The organism is Pseudomonas sp. 13B_3.2_Bac1, assembly GCF_025466205.1.
Taxonomy (GTDB): Bacteria; Pseudomonadota; Gammaproteobacteria; order Pseudomonadales; family Pseudomonadaceae; genus Aquipseudomonas; species Aquipseudomonas fluorescens_H.
Genome location: NZ_JANLOG010000107.1, coordinates 81,174 through 98,860, shown reverse-complemented (window position 1 = coordinate 98,860; position 17,687 = coordinate 81,174). Strand labels below are relative to the sequence as shown.

At 58.7% G+C, this 17,687-nt stretch carries 20 protein-coding genes; 9 read left to right on the top strand and 11 right to left on the bottom strand.

The window, feature by feature from the left end; genetic code table 11:
* Positions 1 to 35: 35 nt before the first annotated feature.
* Genes NTD85_RS17185 through NTD85_RS17175 form a run of 3 tightly spaced genes read right to left on the bottom strand, consistent with a single transcriptional unit; the run spans position 36 to position 2,171 of the window.
* Positions 36 to 707, bottom strand: coding sequence for a PP2C family protein-serine/threonine phosphatase (locus NTD85_RS17185; RefSeq protein WP_080593226.1), 672 nt, complete (start codon positions 705 to 707; stop codon positions 36 to 38).
* On the bottom strand, positions 704 to 1,402 hold the full coding sequence (locus NTD85_RS17180; protein ID WP_003222287.1) for a hypothetical protein: 699 nt from the start codon (positions 1,400 to 1,402) through the stop codon (positions 704 to 706). The genes NTD85_RS17185 and NTD85_RS17180 overlap by 4 nt, the downstream gene beginning before the upstream one ends.
* 1 nt (position 1,403) lies before the next feature.
* On the bottom strand, positions 1,404 to 2,171 hold the full coding sequence (locus NTD85_RS17175) for a hypothetical protein (protein WP_003222286.1): 768 nt from the start codon (positions 2,169 to 2,171) through the stop codon (positions 1,404 to 1,406).
* A gap of 501 nt (positions 2,172 to 2,672) precedes the next feature.
* On the opposite strand from NTD85_RS17175, the gene NTD85_RS17170 reads away from it, so the two are divergent.
* Positions 2,673 to 2,999 carry a DUF3077 domain-containing protein gene (locus tag NTD85_RS17170; protein ID WP_201135646.1) on the top strand — a complete coding sequence of 109 codons (327 nt, stop codon included), beginning with the start codon at positions 2,673 to 2,675 and terminating at the stop codon, positions 2,997 to 2,999.
* A 196-nt stretch (positions 3,000 to 3,195) separates the two neighbouring features.
* Here the strand turns inward: NTD85_RS17170 and NTD85_RS17160 are convergent, their stop codons facing one another.
* Positions 3,196 to 5,037, bottom strand: a complete 1,842-nt coding sequence (locus NTD85_RS17160; RefSeq protein WP_400497827.1) for a potassium transporter Kup — start codon at positions 5,035 to 5,037, stop codon at positions 3,196 to 3,198.
* A gap of 350 nt (positions 5,038 to 5,387) precedes the next feature.
* On the opposite strand from NTD85_RS17160, the gene rimO reads away from it, so the two are divergent.
* The 5 genes from rimO to tsaA all read left to right on the top strand — a co-directional run bounded on the left by rimO (position 5,388) and on the right by tsaA (position 9,742).
* The gene (gene rimO / locus NTD85_RS17155) at positions 5,388 to 6,725 is read left to right on the top strand and encodes a 30S ribosomal protein S12 methylthiotransferase RimO (RefSeq protein WP_003222282.1); all 1,338 of its coding nucleotides are present in this window, start codon (positions 5,388 to 5,390) and stop codon (positions 6,723 to 6,725) included.
* A gap of 219 nt (positions 6,726 to 6,944) precedes the next feature.
* Positions 6,945 to 7,418, top strand: a complete 474-nt coding sequence (locus NTD85_RS17150) for a GNAT family N-acetyltransferase (RefSeq protein ID WP_262142760.1) — start codon at positions 6,945 to 6,947, stop codon at positions 7,416 to 7,418.
* A 188-nt stretch (positions 7,419 to 7,606) separates the two neighbouring features.
* A complete protein-coding gene (locus NTD85_RS17145; protein WP_003222280.1) occupies positions 7,607 to 8,317 on the top strand; it encodes an rRNA pseudouridine synthase in 711 nt (236 codons plus the stop codon).
* Positions 8,318 to 8,389: 72 nt separating this feature from the next.
* The gene (locus NTD85_RS17140) at positions 8,390 to 8,857 is read left to right on the top strand and encodes a DUF1456 family protein (protein ID WP_003222279.1); all 468 of its coding nucleotides are present in this window, start codon (positions 8,390 to 8,392) and stop codon (positions 8,855 to 8,857) included.
* A gap of 186 nt (positions 8,858 to 9,043) precedes the next feature.
* Entirely contained in the window at positions 9,044 to 9,742 is a 699-nt protein-coding gene (gene tsaA / locus NTD85_RS17135; RefSeq protein ID WP_262142759.1) for a tRNA (N6-threonylcarbamoyladenosine(37)-N6)-methyltransferase TrmO, read from the top strand.
* A 178-nt stretch (positions 9,743 to 9,920) separates the two neighbouring features.
* On the opposite strand, the gene fpr is transcribed toward tsaA, so the two are convergent.
* Positions 9,921 to 10,700 carry a ferredoxin-NADP reductase gene (gene fpr, locus NTD85_RS17130; protein WP_003222277.1) on the bottom strand — a complete coding sequence of 260 codons (780 nt, stop codon included), beginning with the start codon at positions 10,698 to 10,700 and terminating at the stop codon, positions 9,921 to 9,923.
* 133 nt (positions 10,701 to 10,833) lie between these two features.
* On the opposite strand from fpr, the gene NTD85_RS17125 reads away from it, so the two are divergent.
* Positions 10,834 to 11,760: a LysR family transcriptional regulator gene (locus NTD85_RS17125; RefSeq protein ID WP_045122319.1), complete on the top strand. Its 927-nt coding sequence runs from the start codon at positions 10,834 to 10,836 to the stop codon at positions 11,758 to 11,760.
* Here the strand turns inward: NTD85_RS17125 and NTD85_RS17120 are convergent.
* The 3 genes from NTD85_RS17120 to NTD85_RS17110 form a co-directional block, all read right to left on the bottom strand.
* Complete coding sequence (locus tag NTD85_RS17120; RefSeq protein ID WP_003222276.1) at positions 11,757 to 12,119, bottom strand: diacylglycerol kinase; 363 nt, start codon at positions 12,117 to 12,119, stop codon at positions 11,757 to 11,759. The genes NTD85_RS17125 and NTD85_RS17120 overlap by 4 nt on opposite strands.
* A gap of 74 nt (positions 12,120 to 12,193) precedes the next feature.
* Entirely contained in the window at positions 12,194 to 12,844 is a 651-nt protein-coding gene (gene erdR / locus NTD85_RS17115) for a response regulator transcription factor ErdR (RefSeq protein ID WP_003222275.1), read from the bottom strand.
* A 225-nt stretch (positions 12,845 to 13,069) separates the two neighbouring features.
* Positions 13,070 to 13,816 (bottom strand): tRNA-uridine aminocarboxypropyltransferase, encoded by a 747-nt coding sequence (locus NTD85_RS17110; RefSeq protein WP_003222274.1) that lies wholly within the window; start codon positions 13,814 to 13,816, stop codon positions 13,070 to 13,072.
* 189 nt (positions 13,817 to 14,005) lie between these two features.
* On the opposite strand from NTD85_RS17110, the gene NTD85_RS17105 reads away from it, so the two are divergent.
* Complete coding sequence (locus tag NTD85_RS17105; protein WP_226500499.1) at positions 14,006 to 14,428, top strand: PA3611 family quorum-sensing-regulated virulence factor; 423 nt, start codon at positions 14,006 to 14,008, stop codon at positions 14,426 to 14,428.
* On the opposite strand, the gene NTD85_RS17100 is transcribed toward NTD85_RS17105, so the two are convergent.
* On the bottom strand, positions 14,429 to 14,623 hold the full coding sequence (locus tag NTD85_RS17100) for a hypothetical protein (RefSeq protein WP_003222272.1): 195 nt from the start codon (positions 14,621 to 14,623) through the stop codon (positions 14,429 to 14,431).
* Positions 14,624 to 14,975: 352 nt separating this feature from the next.
* On the opposite strand from NTD85_RS17100, the gene NTD85_RS17095 reads away from it, so the two are divergent.
* Complete coding sequence (locus NTD85_RS17095) at positions 14,976 to 16,094, top strand: TIGR00730 family Rossman fold protein (RefSeq protein WP_262142758.1); 1,119 nt, start codon at positions 14,976 to 14,978, stop codon at positions 16,092 to 16,094.
* 55 nt (positions 16,095 to 16,149) lie between these two features.
* Here NTD85_RS17095 and recX read toward each other — a convergent pair whose 3' ends face one another.
* Complete coding sequence (gene recX, locus NTD85_RS17090; RefSeq protein WP_003222270.1) at positions 16,150 to 16,620, bottom strand: recombination regulator RecX; 471 nt, start codon at positions 16,618 to 16,620, stop codon at positions 16,150 to 16,152.
* A gap of 8 nt (positions 16,621 to 16,628) precedes the next feature.
* Complete coding sequence (gene recA / locus NTD85_RS17085) at positions 16,629 to 17,687, bottom strand: recombinase RecA (RefSeq protein WP_003222269.1); 1,059 nt, start codon at positions 17,685 to 17,687, stop codon at positions 16,629 to 16,631.

Sequence of the window (17,687 nt, the reverse complement as noted above, 5' to 3'; positions counted from 1 at the left end):
CTTCCTGCCAGTCGAAACTTCTATCGATACCGAGACTAAAGCTGAACATCTATCCACGTGATGTCATCTTCTACATCGATACAGCTGCCATCCGGCGCTGTTAGCAAGTAGCTTTGCTGTAACTCGGTTAGCTCCGCCCAAAAGCCATCGGTTGCAAATACCAGTCGTTCTCTTAGGGTCAATGAATGAAACACAAAGTCAGGGTTCGGTGCGCGACTCGCCTTCAAGCATCGAGTCACCCGGTTTCGAGCCGGATCTTGCGCCAGCTCGGAGTGGGAACGGTCGCGCCTCCAGTTAGCCTTACAGTGGGGCGACGTAATCCATTCGATCGCTCCTGCCGGCGTCACAACACCGCACGAACAATCACCCTCATACGCAAGCGTGAGTTTCCCATGAGCAGCGACACCCACCACATAACAAGTGGCGCCTGTGTGACTTGCAAACAAAACGGGGTGGAGGTCGGCCAGTATAGAAAGCAGTACCTGTTCAACAGCTTCGCACTCAGTGATATCGAGGCCGTGATCAAAGTGTTTTGACCAGACCTCTAAAACATCTTTCACAAAGGACTCAGCCAACTGGCCACTGCCAACCCTCGATGTACCGTCCGTGATAACAAATACGCCGTTTTCTCCATCACAGAGCGCTCCAGCAAAGTCATGGTTGGTTCTCCTGGCTCGCCCTGCTACCGATCTGACGTGGTATTTCATGCGCTGCCCAGTTCTTTCATGCGCCCATGAATGATTTGCCCTCTTCCCGGATTGGCCTGTACCGAGCCCGAGCTTTCAATCACATAGTCAATGCCACTGAGAACCCTGAGTGCTCGAACTCCATTCGTGATGAATTCTTTGAGCTCGGATTCCGCCTGCCGAACCTCTTCTAAAAGCTCTGGACGTCCATCAATCAAGATAATGATGTCTTCGACGTCTTTATGGTATGGATCGCCACCGCCACGACCACTGAAGGCTTCCAGTTTTGTCGCGAGAAAATAGGTCGGTTTGAATATCTGGATGACGGTACCGCTGGGCAACGTAAATTTATTGGCCCGCGCCAGCCCCTCTACAAACCAGCGGTTGGCATATCCGAGAACCTCGGGATCAGAAGGCATCACGTCAACGACGATGTCGTTGAAGCGGAAACGACAGTTCACTTCATCTTCGCCAGTAATCTTGAAATTCCTGGCCGCCAACCGTTCGGTAAGCTGCTGCCAGGCGCCAATGCCTGCTAGCTCGATCACCAGGTCAACATCATCGGTGAAGCGAATGTCGTCCAGCACAACAGCATCAGTTACCAGCATGGCTGTGGTGCAACCTCCGACAAAGGCAACCTCCGCGAGAAACGCCTCTCCCAAACCCTCAGCAACAAACTCTATAAGCTCGTAGTTGTGATCAGCGTTGGATGACATGTTATTTCAGTCCCATCCCTGCTTTTAGAATGTCGACTGCAACACCACACTCTCGCGGACCTCCAAGGCGGATTGCATCAGCAAGCGCAAGATAGTGGTAAAGGGTCCTGTCCCGCTTCACCGCTTCCGGCACTGTCTTGTAGAGCGGCTCTATCGCCTGTCCACGCTCCGCTCCAAGTGCATCTGGCCAAACCGGAATCAGTCCGCCAGCACTTTTGATGCTTTTGGACAGTGCCGGTGCTGCAAAACCCGTCGGGATGCCGCGAACCATTGCCCCGGGCTTTACAGGGAAAAAGTATTTCAGAGCGTGCTCGGTGATGTTTAGCAACTGCCGCCGGTTAACTTTTGGAAGTCCGGTGTCATAGTCATTGGTGAGCAGCCCGGACACACGACACCTGGCGATGGAATTTGAAACTTCGCTCTTGCTTAGCCCAAGTGAAGCAGACAACGCACGCAACGAGTAACCTTCACTCCAGCTCGCCAGTGGCGGAACAGCTACCGGCTCCGACCACCCTTCCCACCCCGCCTCATCGTCCAAGGGCGAATCGAAATCCTGTCGGCGGAATACAGTATCTTCACCGTCGGTGGAGTAGGTGACCAATGGTTGCCCCACCCGACCGCCCGCCGTCATTTGACTGACCACGTAGGGCTTCAACAACTCCTCGACTCTGTTCGAATTTGACTCCGACTCCATTACCCCAAGGAGGTTTTCCTCCTGAGCGTGAAGGCTGGTCATCTTGAACAAAAGCAAAATGTCTTGACTCTTCATGAAGCTTAAAACTCCAATCGTCCACACTCCATAAAACGTGGACACTTGTCTCATTCAAAATATCCGATCGTCAAGCCCTTTATTCGCCCCCCTCCTGTGGCGCCAACTCAAGAATCCACCGCCCCCGAGATTGCTCGCCACCTTAATTCCGGTTACCGGTGTCGCAATATCAGATGACGTCCGCATACCTTGTAGGCAAACTCCTAATCTCGTGTTTGGGCACTTTGCCGCTCTGTTGCGCTTTTTTTCGACGGGATACTCTCCAGAGGTCGCTGACCAATTCAGTGATCGGGTGTGGTAACCCGGCTAAGCAAAGTGCAACAACGCTCCCAACACGACTCAGGTGTTTTTACGTCTGCAATTCCGAGTCATGGCGGCTGTGCGTGGGAGACCTTCGGGTCTGCCGGTTTCTTTGCTCTTCCGGTTTACCACCCTGCGTACAGCTGCCACCCATTCGTGTGGTAACGAATGCGGCAGCTCCTCGTTTTATGGAGCGAAACAATGAGCAAACAAAGTCCTTCATCACCTTCGGACCTCACAACCGTCGGCTTTACCTCTTTCCTCTACAACTCGGATCTGGCGCTATTCAACGTCCGCTCCGGTGTCCCCGTCATTGATGCACTGTCGCAAGCTTCCGATCTGCTATTCCTCGCCAAATCCTTCGCTGAGGACGCTGCCTTCATCAAAGACACCGACCGCCATGCCTGGGCTGCGCATTACCTGACGGTGATGGGCAAAGCCTTGATTGATGACGTGATCCAAGCGCTGATGCCGCGACCTGCGCGGATGAAGACCGAATCTGAAGAAGAATTGCCTGAAAGCCACTGACACCACAGAATCCTTGTGGGAGCGAGCTTGCTCGCGAATGCGGTGGATCAGCCACCACATGTCTCGACTGACACTCGGCCTTCGCGAGCAAGCTCGCTCCCACAGGGGATTTGCAGTGGGTTAGAGGTTTATGTGAAGCACAAAAAAGCCCCCGCCAGCTACAAGGCTGACGGGGGCTTTTGAGTTGGGGCGTGGCCTACATCTCCACCTGCGTCCCCAACTCAATCACCCGGTTCAGCGGCAGATTGAAGAAGCGCAAATTGCCGTTGGCATTCTTCAACATGAATGCGAACAGCGCCTCGCGCCAGCGGGCCATGCCTTCGAGTTTCGAGGCGATCACCGTTTCGCGGCTGAGGAAGTAGGTGGTGCGCATCGGGCTGAAGTCCAGATCATCCAGATGGCACAGTTTCAGCGCCTGCGGCACGTCCGGCTCGTCGGTGAAGCCGAAGTGCAGGATCACCCGGAAGAAGCCTTCGCCGTAGGAGTCCACCTCAAAGCGGCGTGCCGGCGGCACGCGCGGGATGTCTTCGTAAACCACGGTCAGCAACACCACTTGCTCGTGCAACACCTGGTTGTGCAGCAGGTTGTGCAACAACGCGTGCGGCACAGCGTCGGAGCGCGCAGTGAGGAACACCGCGGTGCCCTGCACACGGTGCGGCGGTTGTACACGGATGCTGCTGATGAAGATCGGCAGCGGCAGCGCGCCTTCGTCCAGGCGATCGACCAGCAGCTCCTTGCCGCGTTTCCAGGTGGTCATCAGGATGAACAGCACGATCCCCGCCAGCACCGGGAAGGCACCGCCCTGAATGATCTTCGGCACGTTGGCCGCGAAGAACATGCCATCGACCAGCAGGAAACCAAGCAGAATCGGCACTGCCAGCAGCGGTGGCCATTTCCACAACAGCAGGATCACCGCTGCCACCAGAATACTGGTGATCAGCATGGTGCCAGTGACCGCCACGCCGTAGGCAGACGCCAGTGCGCCGGAGGACTCGAAACCGATCACCAACAGGATCACGCCGACCATCAGCGCCCAGTTCACTGCACCGATGTAAATCTGCCCCTGCTCAGCACTGGACGTGTGCTGAATGTGCATGCGCGGGATATAACCGAGCTGGATGGCCTGCCGGGTCAACGAGAACGCGCCGGAAATCACCGCTTGCGAAGCAATCACCGTGGCCAGGGTCGCCAGCACCACCAGCGGTACCAGTGCCCAGTTCGGCGCCAGCAGGTAGAACGGGTTACGCGCCGCTTCCGGGTTTTCCAGGAGCAATGCGCCCTGACCGAAGTAGTTCAGCACCAACGCCGGCAGCACCAGTACCAGCCAGGCACGGGCAATCGGCTTGCGCCCGAAGTGGCCCATGTCGGCATACAGGGCTTCAGCACCGGTCAGCGCCAGCACCACCGCACCGAGAATCGCCACACCCATGCCCGGGTGAACCATGAAGAAACGCACGCCCCAGATCGGGTTCAGCGCATTCAAGACTTCAGGGTGCCTGACGATCCCGCTGACACCCAGCCCCCCCAGCACCAGGAACCACACGACCATCACCGGGCCAAACAGCTTGCCGATGCGATCGGTGCCGTGTTTCTGGATCAGGAACAGCGCGACCAGGACCACCAGTGCCATCGGCACCACCCAGCGCTCCAGGCCATCGAACGCCAACTCCAGACCTTCAACCGCGGACAACACGGAGATGGCCGGGGTGATCATGCTGTCGCCGTAAAACAGCGCCGCACCGATCAACCCCAGAATCACCAGCACGGCCTGCAACCTGGGATAGCGGCTGGATGCACGTCGCGCCAGGGCGGTCAGCGCCATGATCCCCCCCTCACCCTGGTTGTCGGCCCGCAGGACGAACAACACGTACTTGATCGTGACGACCCAGATCAGCGACCAGAAAATCAACGCCAGAATCCCGAAGACTCCGTCGTGGTTGACCGGCACCCCATAGTGACCGGCAAAAACTTCTTTGAGGGTGTACAACGGGCTCGTGCCGATGTCGCCGTAAACCACCCCGACTGCCGCGACCAGCATGCTCAGCGGTTTTGCAGCCGAATGCTCGGCGCCCGCCGCCTGACTACTTGCCTGACCCATCCAACACTCCTACTTCTCAGAACCGGCTTCTTTGAATGAAGCACTATGCTTTGTGGTGCAGCATGCGCTGTTTTACCTGTTGTTACAGACGTTTTGTTGACTGTAAAAAATTGGTAAAGCTCAACGGCGCGAAGCATAGCGCAGCACTCGTCGTATTTCCCTGCATAAAGCTGGTCAAGTGCGTTGCTCATCGCTAGAATTGCGCACTTTTTGATCAGAGGCGCACTTCAAGCGCCCGTCCGTCAGCTTCCACACCAGGCAAGCGACGTCACAAAACACCGAGGTTAGACATGTCCACCACTCCTGCGCCGGCCAATCCAAAGGTTGGCTTCGTATCTCTGGGTTGCCCGAAAGCACTGGTCGACTCCGAGCGCATCCTGACCCAGCTGCGCATGGAAGGCTATGACGTGGTGTCGACCTATCAGGATGCCGACGTGGTGGTGGTCAACACCTGCGGCTTCATCGACTCGGCCAAGGCTGAGTCGCTGGAAGTGATCGGTGAAGCGATCAAGGAAAACGGCAAGGTGATCGTCACCGGTTGCATGGGCGTGGAAGAAGGCAATATCCGCGACGTACACCCGAGCGTGCTGGCCGTGACCGGTCCGCAGCAATACGAGCAAGTGGTCAACGCCGTGCACGAAGTCGTGCCACCGCGTCAGGATCACAACCCGCTGATCGACCTGGTGCCGCCGCAAGGCATCAAGCTGACTCCGCGTCACTACGCCTACCTGAAGATTTCCGAAGGCTGCAACCACAGCTGCAGCTTCTGCATCATCCCGTCGATGCGCGGCAAACTGGTCAGCCGTCCGGTGGGTGATGTACTTGACGAAGCCCAGCGTCTGGTCAAATCCGGCGTCAAAGAGCTGCTGGTGATCTCGCAAGACACCAGCGCCTACGGCGTCGACGTGAAATACCGCACCGGTTTCTGGAACGGCGCGCCGGTGAAAACCCGCATGACCGAACTCTGCGAAGCGCTGAGTACCTTGGGCGTGTGGGTCCGTCTGCACTACGTTTACCCGTACCCGCACGTCGACGAGCTGATCCCGCTGATGGCCGCCGGCAAGATCCTGCCGTACCTGGACATCCCGTTCCAGCACGCCAGCCCGAAAGTGCTGAAGGCGATGAAACGCCCGGCGTTCGAAGACAAGACCCTGGCGCGGATCAAGAACTGGCGCGAAATCTGCCCGGACCTGATCATCCGTTCGACCTTCATCGTCGGCTTCCCGGGCGAAACCGAGGAAGACTTCCAGTACCTGCTGAACTGGCTGACCGAAGCCCAGCTCGACCGCGTCGGCTGCTTCCAGTACTCGCCGGTCGATGGCGCGCCCGCCAATGACCTGGACCTGGAAGTGGTGCCGGACGACGTCAAACAAGACCGTTGGGAGCGCTTCATGGCGCACCAGCAGGCGATCAGCTCGGCGCGCCTGCAAATGCGCATCGGCCGCGAGATCGAAGTGCTGGTGGACGAAGTCGACGAGCAAGGCGCCGTCGGCCGCTGCTTCTTCGATGCCCCGGAAATCGACGGCAACGTATTCATCGACAACGGCAGCAATCTCAAGCCGGGCGACAAGGTCTGGTGCAAGGTGACTGACGCTGACGAATACGACCTGTGGGCTGAGCAGATCTAAGCACCACAAAATACCTGTGGGAGCGGGCTTGCTCGCGAAGGCGGTGTATCAGTCCCTGAATATGCCGACGGATACACTGCTTTCGCGAGCAAGCCCGTTCCCACAGGGGATAGTCGTGTCATCAAAAGCCTCGCTCTTTTTTACGAGATGCGGGGCTTTTTTACGGCTATCGTTTACCGGGGGAAGGACTCCCTTGAAACGAACAAGAGGCCATCGGGCATGCGTCAGCATTCGGTCATTCACACGCCGAAACTCAGCGATTATCAGGAACTGACCCGGGTCTGGGAGGCCTCGGTCCGCGCGACCCATGATTTTCTGCCGGACAGCTACATCGAGTTGCTGCGCAATCTGGTGCTCACCCGTTATCTGGACGCGGTGATGCTGATCTGCACTAAGGACCATCAGCAGCGCATCACCGGATTCGCCGGGGTGGCGGCCGGCAAGATCGAAATGCTGTTTATCGATCCCGCGCACCGTGGCCAGGGGCTGGGCAAGCAATTGCTGAACTACGCCATGCAGCATCTGAATGCCGATGAACTGGACGTCAACGAACAGAACCCGCAGGCGCTGGGGTTTTACTTCAAGCAGGGCTTTGAAGTGGTCGGCCGATCGGAGGTAGATGGCATGGGCCAGCCGTATCCGCTGCTGCATATGCGCTTGCGGCAGAATCAGCAGCGCTCAAGTAACGGCTGACACATCGTAGAACCCTGTGGGAGCTGGCTTGCCAGCGATGCAGGCGACTCGGTCTGACAGATGCACCGAGGTGATGCCATCGCTGGCAAGCCAGCTCCCACAGGAATTGCGAACCCCTGCAAATGGAACCGGGCTTAACCGGCGCCAGGCAGGTACAATGCTCACCCCTTTTTTGTTACGGCCCTGTCATGACTGACCCGATTCGCCTCTCCAAACGCCTCATCGAACTGGTCGGTTGCTCCCGCCGGGAGGCCGAGCTGTTCATCGAGGGCGGCTGGGTCACCGTGGACGGCGAAGTGATCGACGAACCGCAATTCAAGGTCGGCGACCAGAAGGTCGAGCTCGACAAGGACGCCCAGGCCACCGCGCCGGAGCCGGTGACTATCCTGCTCAACGTGCCGGCCGGCATGGACGTCGACACCGCCATGCAATCGCTCAGCGCCGACACCCTCAGCGACGAGCACCGCTACGGCAAACGCCCGCTGCGCGGCCACTTCCTGCGCCTGACCGCCAGCGCCGATCTGCAGCCGAAGGCCAGCGGTCTGCTGGTCTTTACCCAAGACTGGAAAGTACTGCGCAAACTGACTGCCGACGCGGCCAAGATCGAGCAGGAATACGTGGTTGAAGTCGAAGGCGACATGGTTGCCCACGGCCTCAATCGCCTGCAGCACGGTCTCACCCACAAGGGCAAGGAACTGCCGCCAGTCAAGGCCAGCTGGCAGAACGAAAACCGCCTGCGCTTCGCCATGAAGAACCCGCAGCCGGGGATCATCGCCCAGTTCTGTGAAGCGGTTGGCCTGAAGGTCGTCGGCATTCGTCGCATCCGCATCGGCGGCGTCTCGATCGGCAAGGTTCCGCTCGGCCAATGGCGCTACCTGTCCGGCAAAGAGAAGTTCTAAAGCCTCTGTTGCCGCCACACATTCCGGCAGCGTGCCTGCGCGTTGCCCACAACGATTATCAGGATTACCCACATGATTCATAACGACGTATTGCGCAGCGTGCGCTACATGCTCGACATCAGCGACAAGAAAGTCATCGAGATCATCAAGCTCGGCGGCCTGGACGTGGAGCTGAAAGACGTCGTCGCATACCTCGACAAGAAAGAAGAAGACGAAGAAGGCTTCGTGCGCTGCCCGGATGAAGTCATGGCGCACTTCCTCGACGGTCTGGTGGTGTTCAAGCGCGGCAAGGACGAAAGCCGTCCGCCGCAGCCGATCGAAGTGCCGGTGACCAACAACATCATCCTGAAGAAGCTGCGCGTGGCCTTCGAGCTCAAAGAGGACGACATGCACGCGATCCTCAAGGCTGCCGAGTTTCCGGTGTCCAAGCCTGAGCTGAGCGCACTGTTCCGCAAGGTCGGCCACACCAACTACCGCCCGTGCGGCGACCAGTTGCTGCGCAACTTCCTCAAGGGCCTGACCCTGCGTGTTCGCGGCTGATCTGCGCCACAAGCTCTGAATCGGCGGCGCGACCTTCGCGAGCAAGCCACGCTCCCACAGGTTTTGTGGCTGACACAAAACCGGACTCCACTCGAGATCCCTGTGGGAGCGGGCTTGCTCGCGAAGGCGTCGGCCCGGCCACCTCGGGTTATCATCCCCACCCCGCTCCCACCTTGACTCCAGACCATGACTTACAACGTCTCCCCCATCGGCTTCGTGCGTTCCTGTTTCAAGGAAAAGTTCGCCATCCCGCGCCAGCCGCAATTGGCCCCCGCTGCCCGTGGCGTGCTGGAGCTGGTGGCGCCGTTCGATCAGGGGGACGCCGTGCAAGGGCTGGAGCAGGTCAGCCATGTCTGGCTGTTGTTCCTGTTTCATCAGGCGCTGGAAGAAAAGCCGCGCCTGAAGGTGCGGCCACCGCGTCTGGGCGGTAACAAGTCCATGGGCGTGTTCGCCACCCGTGCGACCCACCGTCCCAATGGCATCGGGCAGTCGGTGGTGAAGCTGGACAAGGTCGAGGCCCATCGGCTGTTCATCTCGGGGATCGATTTGCTCGACGGCACGCCGATTCTCGATATCAAACCCTACGTGCCTTACGCCGATATCATCGCTGACGCCTCCAACAGCATCGCCAGCGCTGCGCCACAGCTGATTGACGTGCAGTGGACGGACGCCGCGCTGCAACAGGCGCACGGCCATGCTCAGCGCCTTGGCGAGCCTCTGGTCGAGTTGATCGAGCAGTGCCTGGCGCAGGATCCGCGTCCGGCATACCAGACGCCGACACCAGAGCGCGAATACGGTGCGCAGTTCTGGGATCTGGACGTGCGCTGGCATTACCCGACGCCGGAGCAGATCCGGGTACTGGAAGTCATCCCAGCCATAGCCTGAAACACCGCCCCATGTAGGAGCTGCCGAAGGCTGCGATCTTTTGATCTTGCCTTTTTAAGATCAAAAGATCGCAGCCTTCGGCAGCTCCTACATGGATTGTGGCAGGCATTAAGGAAATATTTCGAGCATAAAAAAGCCCCCATTGCCTGCATAGGCAATGGGGGCTTTTTCGTGGGGCTTACTTCTCGACGAACGCACGCTCGATCAGGTAGTCACCCGGCTCGCGCATCCGCGCCGAGATCTTCAGGCCGAAGCTGTCGAGCACTTCGCTGGTCTCGTCGAGCATGCTCGGGCTGCCGCAGATCATCGCGCGGTCGTCCTGCGGGTTGATCGGTGGCAGGCCGATGTCGCTGAACAGCTTGCCGCTGCGCATCAGGTCGGTCAGACGGCCCTGGTTCTCGAACGGCTCGCGGGTCACGGTCGGGTAGTAGATCAGCTTGTCACGCAGCGCTTCACCGAAGAACTCGTTCTGCGGCAGGTGCTCGGTGATGAATTCGCGGTAGGCGACTTCGTTGACGTAGCGTACGCCGTGCACCAGGATCACTTTTTCAAAGCGCTCGTAGGTTTCCGGGTCCTGGATCACGCTCATGAATGGCGCCAGACCGGTGCCGGTGCTCAGCAGATACAGGTGCTTGCCCGGGTTCAGGTCGTCCAGCACCAGGGTGCCGGTGGGCTTTTTCGAGATGATGATCTCGTCGCCTTCCTTCAGGTGCTGCAGCTGCGAGGTCAGCGGACCATCAGGCACTTTGATGCTGAAGAACTCGAGATGCTCTTCCCAGTTCGGGCTGGCGATCGAGTAAGCGCGCATAAGCGGGCGGCCGTTTGGCTGTTGCAGGCCGATCATCACGAACTGACCGTTCTCGAAGCGCAGGCCCGGATCGCGGGTGCACTTGAAGCTGAACAGAGTGTCGTTCCAGTGATGAACACTGAGGACACGCTCGTGGTTCATGTTGCTCATGTACGTGGGACTCCTGGATATTGGGTCTGCGCTCGCCTTTGCGGCCGACAGTGCGCAATTGCAACGCATTCTAATAGCGACGACAATATCTGTTAACTGGATTATTAAGATAAGGGTTATCGGTTATATCGATATGCGATTTACTCTTCGTCAACTGCAAGTCTTCGTCGCCGTCGCCCAGCAGGAAAGCGTATCCCGTGCTGCGGGTCTGCTCAACCTCTCGCAATCGGCGGCAAGCACCTCGATCACCGAACTGGAGCGCCAATCCAGCTGCCAGCTGTTCGACCGCGCCGGCAAACGGCTGAGCCTCAACGCCTTGGGCAAACAGCTGCTGCCGCAAGCGGTGGCACTGCTCGACCAGTCCAAGGAAATCGAAGACCTGCTCAACGGCAAATCCGGTTTCGGCTCACTGTCGGTGGGCGCCACCCTGACCATCGGCAATTACCTGGCGACCCTGTTGATCGGCGGTTTCATGCAGCGCCATCCGGAAAGCCAAGTGAAGCTGCATGTGCAGAACACCGCCAATATCGTGCATCAAGTCGCTCACTACGAAATTGATCTGGGTCTAATCGAGGGCGACTGCAGCCATCCGGACATCGAAGTGCAGAGCTGGGTCGAAGATGAACTGGTGGTGTTTTGCGCTCCGCAGCATCCGCTGGCCAAACGCGGCAGCGCGACCATGGAAGAGTTGACGCACGAGGCGTGGATTCTGCGCGAACAGGGTTCCGGCACGCGCCTGACCTTCGACCAGGCCATGCGTCATCATCGCAGTGCGCTGAATATCCGTCTGGAGCTGGAACACACCGAAGCGATCAAACGCGCGGTGGAATCGGGGCTGGGGATTGGCTGTATTTCGCGGCTGGCGCTGCGTGATGCCTTTCGGCGTGGCAGCCTGGTGGCGGTGGAAACGCCGGATCTGGATCTGTCCCGGCAGTTCTACTTCATCTGGCACAAGCAAAAATACCAGACCTCGGCCATGCGCGAGTTTCTCGAACTGTGCCGCGCCTTCACCGCCGGGGTGCAGCGCAGCGACGAGATCGTCTTGCCGAGTATCGCTTAGAGCAGAATCACCGCCCACACCAGGGCAATCATGCTCAGGGCCACGAATTGCGCGGCGCTGCCCATGTCCTTGGCGTTCTTCGACAGCGGGTGCAGTTCCAGCGAAATGCGGTCGATGGCCGCTTCCACCGCCGAATTCAGCAACTCGACGATCAGCGCCAGCAGGCAAACGGCGATCAGCAGCGCCTGTTCGACGCGACTGACATTCAGGAAGAACGTCAGCGGAATCAGCACCACATTGAGCAGGACCAGTTGGCGAAATGCCGCTTCACCAGTGAAGGCGGCGCGCAGACCGTCCAGCGAGTAGCCGGATGCGTTGAGGATGCGTTTCAGGCCGGTCTGGCCCTTGAAAGGTGACATAAAGTAAAAACCAACCAGAAGGGAGTGGGAAAGCTAGAGCAACAAAAGTCAAAAAAGCGTGAAGACGCCAGCCATTATTGGCTCGGAATTGACTCAAGTTGTTGCAGAAGTAAGGCCGCCTGTGTCCGGGTGCGCACGTTCAACTTGCGAAAGATCGCCGTGACGTGAGCCTTGATGGTCGCTTCGGAGACGTTCAGCTCATAGGCAATCTGCTTGTTCAGCAGGCCCTCACAGACCATGGTCAGTACACGAAACTGCTGCGGCGTAAGGCTGGCGAGGCCGTCGCTGGCGGCTTTGGCTTCGGCGGAGACGCTGACCGCCTCGAACGCCTGTGGTGGCCAGAACACGTCGCCATCGAGCACTTTGCGCACGGCTTGCTGAATCACGCTCAGGTCGCTGGACTTGGGGATGAAGCCACTGGCGCCGAACTCGCGGGATTTGACCATCACCGAGGCTTCTTCCTGCGCCGAGACCATTACCACCGGGATCTGCGGGTACTGTCCCCGCAGCAGCACCAGTCCGGAAAATCCATAGGCACCGGGCATGTTCAGGTCCAGCAGGACCAGATCCCAGTCAGCCTTTTCGGTCAGGCGGGTTTCCAGTTCGGCGATGCTCGCCACTTCCACCAGCCTTACATCCGGGCCGAGCCCCAGGGTCACTGCTTGATGCAGCGCGCTACGAAACAGCGGGTGATCATCGGCAATCAGGATTTCGTATGTGGCCATTTTTCAAAATGATCCTGTTTTTGATGGCAGGCCCCGTGTATTCGGGCCTGGCCAAAGCAACTCAAGATGCCGCTACCAAAGCGGTATCCACAAGGGCACGTTCAACGCCAATCACAAGCAAACACGGCGTTTCAAACCTTGGCCGCACCCTAATCGGCGCCAAGCATGCCCAGCGCAGCCGGGGTGGTCAAGCAGCACGGCCGGCGCTCTCTGCAGTATGGGCCACTATCGGGCCAACACCGCTTGCGGCTTTCGTATATAAGGCAACAACTCGGCGTGGGCCGGGGTCGCCTCGTTGACGTCCAACTGCTGTTTGGCGCCCAGATAATGTTGGCTGAACACATCGAAATAAGCGTCAAGGGCAGAAGCGGCATCACTGTCACCTGCCAGCTCAAGGCACAACGCCGCGACCTCGGCGGTGCACAGGTGCTCACTGCGGGTCGAGCGACGCAGGCGATAACGCGAAAGTTTGTCGGGCAGCAGGCTCAGGATCGGCAAGCGGTCGAAATACGGACTCTTGCGAAAGATCTTGCGCGCCTCGGTCCAGGTCGCATCCAGCAGAATGAACAACGGACGCTTGCTGCTATCGGGCGCGACGGTGTTGGTCACCCGTGACGGCTCGACGTATTCGCCGGGAAACACCAGGTACGGCTGCCATTGCGGGTCATCGAGCAGCGCCAGCATCTGCGGGTCAGGTTCGGTGCGCGACCAGATGAATGCATGGTTGTCGCGCACCACATCGGCGATCAGCCAGCCGGTGTTGCTCGGCTTGAACACTTCCTTGCCGGTCATGATCAGGCATACGCCGGATCGAGTTTCCACCGTCGGACGCCAGGCGCACAGGCAGTGGCTGATGATCACACGACAATCGCGGCAACGCTCGGAACGGAAACCACGGGCCTGGATCGGCTTGATACCTTCATCTTCGCGCTGGTCGCGCAGGCGGGCGACGGCGTTAGGGGCGTGATTCATTGCAGGCAGCGCCCGGAGGCAGGAAAACTCGACACGAACAACACTCGGCAAGGCAATAAAGGCTGGCAGTTTATCAGAGCGACGGGGACAAGCCTGTACCGTCCTGACTGGCTCCCCTATAATTCGCCGCCACTGAACGCACAGCCACGGGGCTGGTCGAACCACCAGTCACTGAATCAGGAGAGTTTCATGCTGCGCCTTATCGTTCCTACCGCGGCCATCGCCATGGCGTTGTCCTTCAGCGCACACGCTGCGTCCCTGAGTGAGCAGAATCTGAACAAAGAGCTGCGCCGTGTCGCCGAGGAAAGCAGCGTGGGCACCCCACGGGCGATCAACGAGGACATTCTCGATCAAGGCTACACCGTCGAAGGCACTACGCTGATCAACCACCTGAGTGTGCAGGCCAGCCACGCCGAGAAGATGCGCGCTGACCCAAAAGCCGTGTATTTCCAGCTGGGTGCTTCGGTGTGCAATAACCCGTCGTACCGCAAGCTGATGGCCAAGGGCGCAGTGATGCGCTACGACTTCAGCGAAGTGAAGACCAACCGCGCAATCGGTTCGGCCAGCTATCAAGAGTCAGATTGTCCGAAAGCTGTCCCGGCGAAGAAGTAATCATCGAGAATTGGCGCGCCGTTGTTCATCTTCGGCGCGCAATTCGGCCACCAGAGCCTGTAGATAACGCGAACGGCGTTCCCCGCCTGCCAACCGTCGGCAGCACTCCTCTTCGAGACTCACTTGGTTGGTCTCGGCTGATGCTTTCAACATCCGATACAGCTGCGTATCGATTTCCAGAATCACTCTGGCCATCTATCCCGCCTCCTTGCCACCACGAATCCTTGAAAAGCGCGCACCTTGCATACGCCCGTTGACGCGAAGCTGTCGTGCAGTGCCTGTAGGTTAGTAAATCAGAGCGATTGCTCTACGGTGTACGTTCGGACGAGCGGTGACTGATTACGTGAAGAGGCAATCAGCAGTTGCCAGAAAGGATTCTGCGGGGCAATGATCAAGTCAGCGCAAATCCGTGCAAAGATCTAGATTCAAAGTGTTCCCGATCACTTGTTCACGGCAGCAAAGGAGCTGCCGATCGTGTGTGTTTTTTGCAGCGCGGCCCTGACGCCGCACGTCAGGGCCACCCGCTCTGTGCAGAAGGAGACGTTGAATGCCTTACCAACCGAATGACCTGCTCAGTAGGCATTTTCAGGAACAACTCCCCGACCTCATCAGCAAGGTCGAAGAACAACTCAACCAGATTTCCCCCAACAGCCCGAACCTGCCGATTTACCGCGACATGATCCTGACCGTGCTGCGCATGGCCGAGGAAGATCACAACCGCTGGAACGCCAAGATCACCCTGCAGGCCCTGCGCGAGCTGGAGCAGGCGTTCCGGGTTCTCGAGAAGTTCAAGGGACGACGCAAAGTCACGGTGTTCGGTTCGGCACGCACGCCGGTCGAGCATCCGCTGTATGCCATGGCCCGGGAACTCGGCGCGGCTCTGACACGCTCGGACATGATGGTCATCACCGGTGCCGGTGGCGGGATAATGGCCGCCGCGCACGAAGGTGCCGGGCGCGACCACAGTCTCGGGTTCAACATCACTCTGCCCTTCGAGCAACATGCGAACCCTACAGTGGACGGCACTGGCAACTTGCTGCCGTTCCATTTCTTCTTCACCCGCAAACTGTTCTTCGTCAAGGAAGCCGATGCACTGGTGCTGTGCCCTGGCGGGTTCGGCACACTGGACGAGGCACTGGAAGTACTGACACTGATCCAGACCGGCAAAAGTCCATTGGTGCCCATGGTGCTGCTCGATGTGCCGGGCGGAACGTTCTGGCAAGGCGCACTGGATTTCATTCGCCAGCAGCTCGAAGAGAACCACTACATCCTGCCCACCGACCTGAAACTGATGCGCCTGGTCTACAGCGTCGATGAGGCGGTACAGCAGATCAATCAGTTCTACGGCAACTTCCACTCCAGCCGCTGGCTCAAGCGTCAGTTCGTGATTCGTATGAACCACAAGCTTAGCGATCAGGCCCTGGAACATATGCAAGAAGCTTTCGCTGATCTGTGCCTGAGTGACCAGTTCCATCAACACGCCTACAGCGGCGAGGAACACGACGAAGCGCAGTACAGCCATCTGGTGCGACTGGCCTTCGCGTTCAATGCCCGGAACCATGGCCGACTAAGGGAACTGGTGGACTACATCAACCTCCCGGAAAACTGGGCCCACAGCAAACCGCAGACCACCCAACGTGCACGTGAGCCATCGAAGGTAATCTGAAGGCAAAAAAAAACGGCCCGCTATTTTCATAGCGGGCCGTTTTTGTTCAACCGTTTTAATCGTCCATCCCTCTACCGCTGAACAAGCGGTTGATCATCTCCATCGAGAACCCCCGATAGGCGAGGAAGCGGCCCTGTTTGGCGCGCTCCTTGGCATCGATCGGTAAGTGTCCGGAGAACTTGCGTTGCCATGTCTCGCGAAGCTGCTCCTGCCAGTCGATACCGCTTTCACGCAGGGCGAGTTCGATATCGGCGCGTTGCAAACCTCGCTGGCCCAGCTCTTCGCGAATGCGCAAAGGGCCGTAGCCGGAACGGGCACGGTAGGAAACAAAGCTTTCAAGGTAACGGGCTTCGGAAAGCAGCCCCTCTTCCGTCAATCGGTCGAGGGCTGTTTCGATCATTTCCGCCTCGGCGCCGCGCTGACGCAGTTTACGCGTCAGCTCGACTCGACCGTGCTCGCGTCGAGCGAGCAGATCCATGGCGGTTCGCCGCACCGCGACGAGGGTATCGAGTACGGCGGTGGTCATCGCTGTTATCAGATATCAGCGTCGGCCAGATCGTCTTCGGTCTCTTTGACCGCAGAGGCCTTGGAGTCCGCAATCACGGCTGGCGACAGCAGTTTGTCACGCAGCTGCTTCTCGAGCTTGGCAGCGACTTCCGGGTTGTCTGCCAGGAACTTGGCCGAGTTGGCCTTGCCCTGACCGATCTTGGTGCCTTCGTAGGCATACCAGGCGCCGGACTTCTCGACGAAACCGTGCAGCACGCCCAGGTCGATCATCTCGCCGTTGAGGTAGATGCCCTTGCCGTAAAGAATCTGGAACTCGGCCTGACGGAACGGCGAAGCCACCTTGTTCTTCACAACCTTGACGCGGGTTTCGCTGCCGACCACTTCGTCGCCTTCCTTCACCGCACCGGTACGGCGGATGTCGAGACGAACCGAGGCGTAGAACTTCAGCGCGTTACCACCGGTGGTGGTTTCCGGGCTGCCGAACATCACACCGATCTTCATGCGGATCTGGTTGATGAAGATCACCAGGCAGTTGGCGTTCTTGATGTTACCGGTGATTTTACGCAGCGCCTGGGACATCAGACGGGCTTGCAGGCCCACGTGCATGTCACCCATTTCACCTTCGATTTCAGCCTTCGGTACCAGTGCCGCCACGGAGTCGACGATGATCACGTCAACCGCGTTGGAACGCACCAGCATGTCGGTGATTTCCAGAGCCTGTTCACCGGTGTCCGGCTGGGAAACCAGCAGGTCGTCGACGTTGACGCCCAGCTTGCCGGCGTACTCAGGGTCAAGGGCGTGTTCGGCGTCGACGAAGGCGCAGGTCGCGCCGGCTTTTTGAGCCTGAGCGATCACGGACAGCGTCAGTGTGGTTTTACCGGAAGATTCAGGACCGTAGATTTCAACAATACGGCCTTTTGGCAGACCGCCGATGCCGAGTGCGATGTCCAGACCCAGAGAGCCGGTGGAGATAGCCGGGATCGCCTGACGGTCCTGATCGCCCATACGCATCACGGCACCCTTGCCGAATTGACGTTCGATCTGACCCAGGGCCGCAGCCAAGGCTTTCTTCTTGTTGTCGTCCAT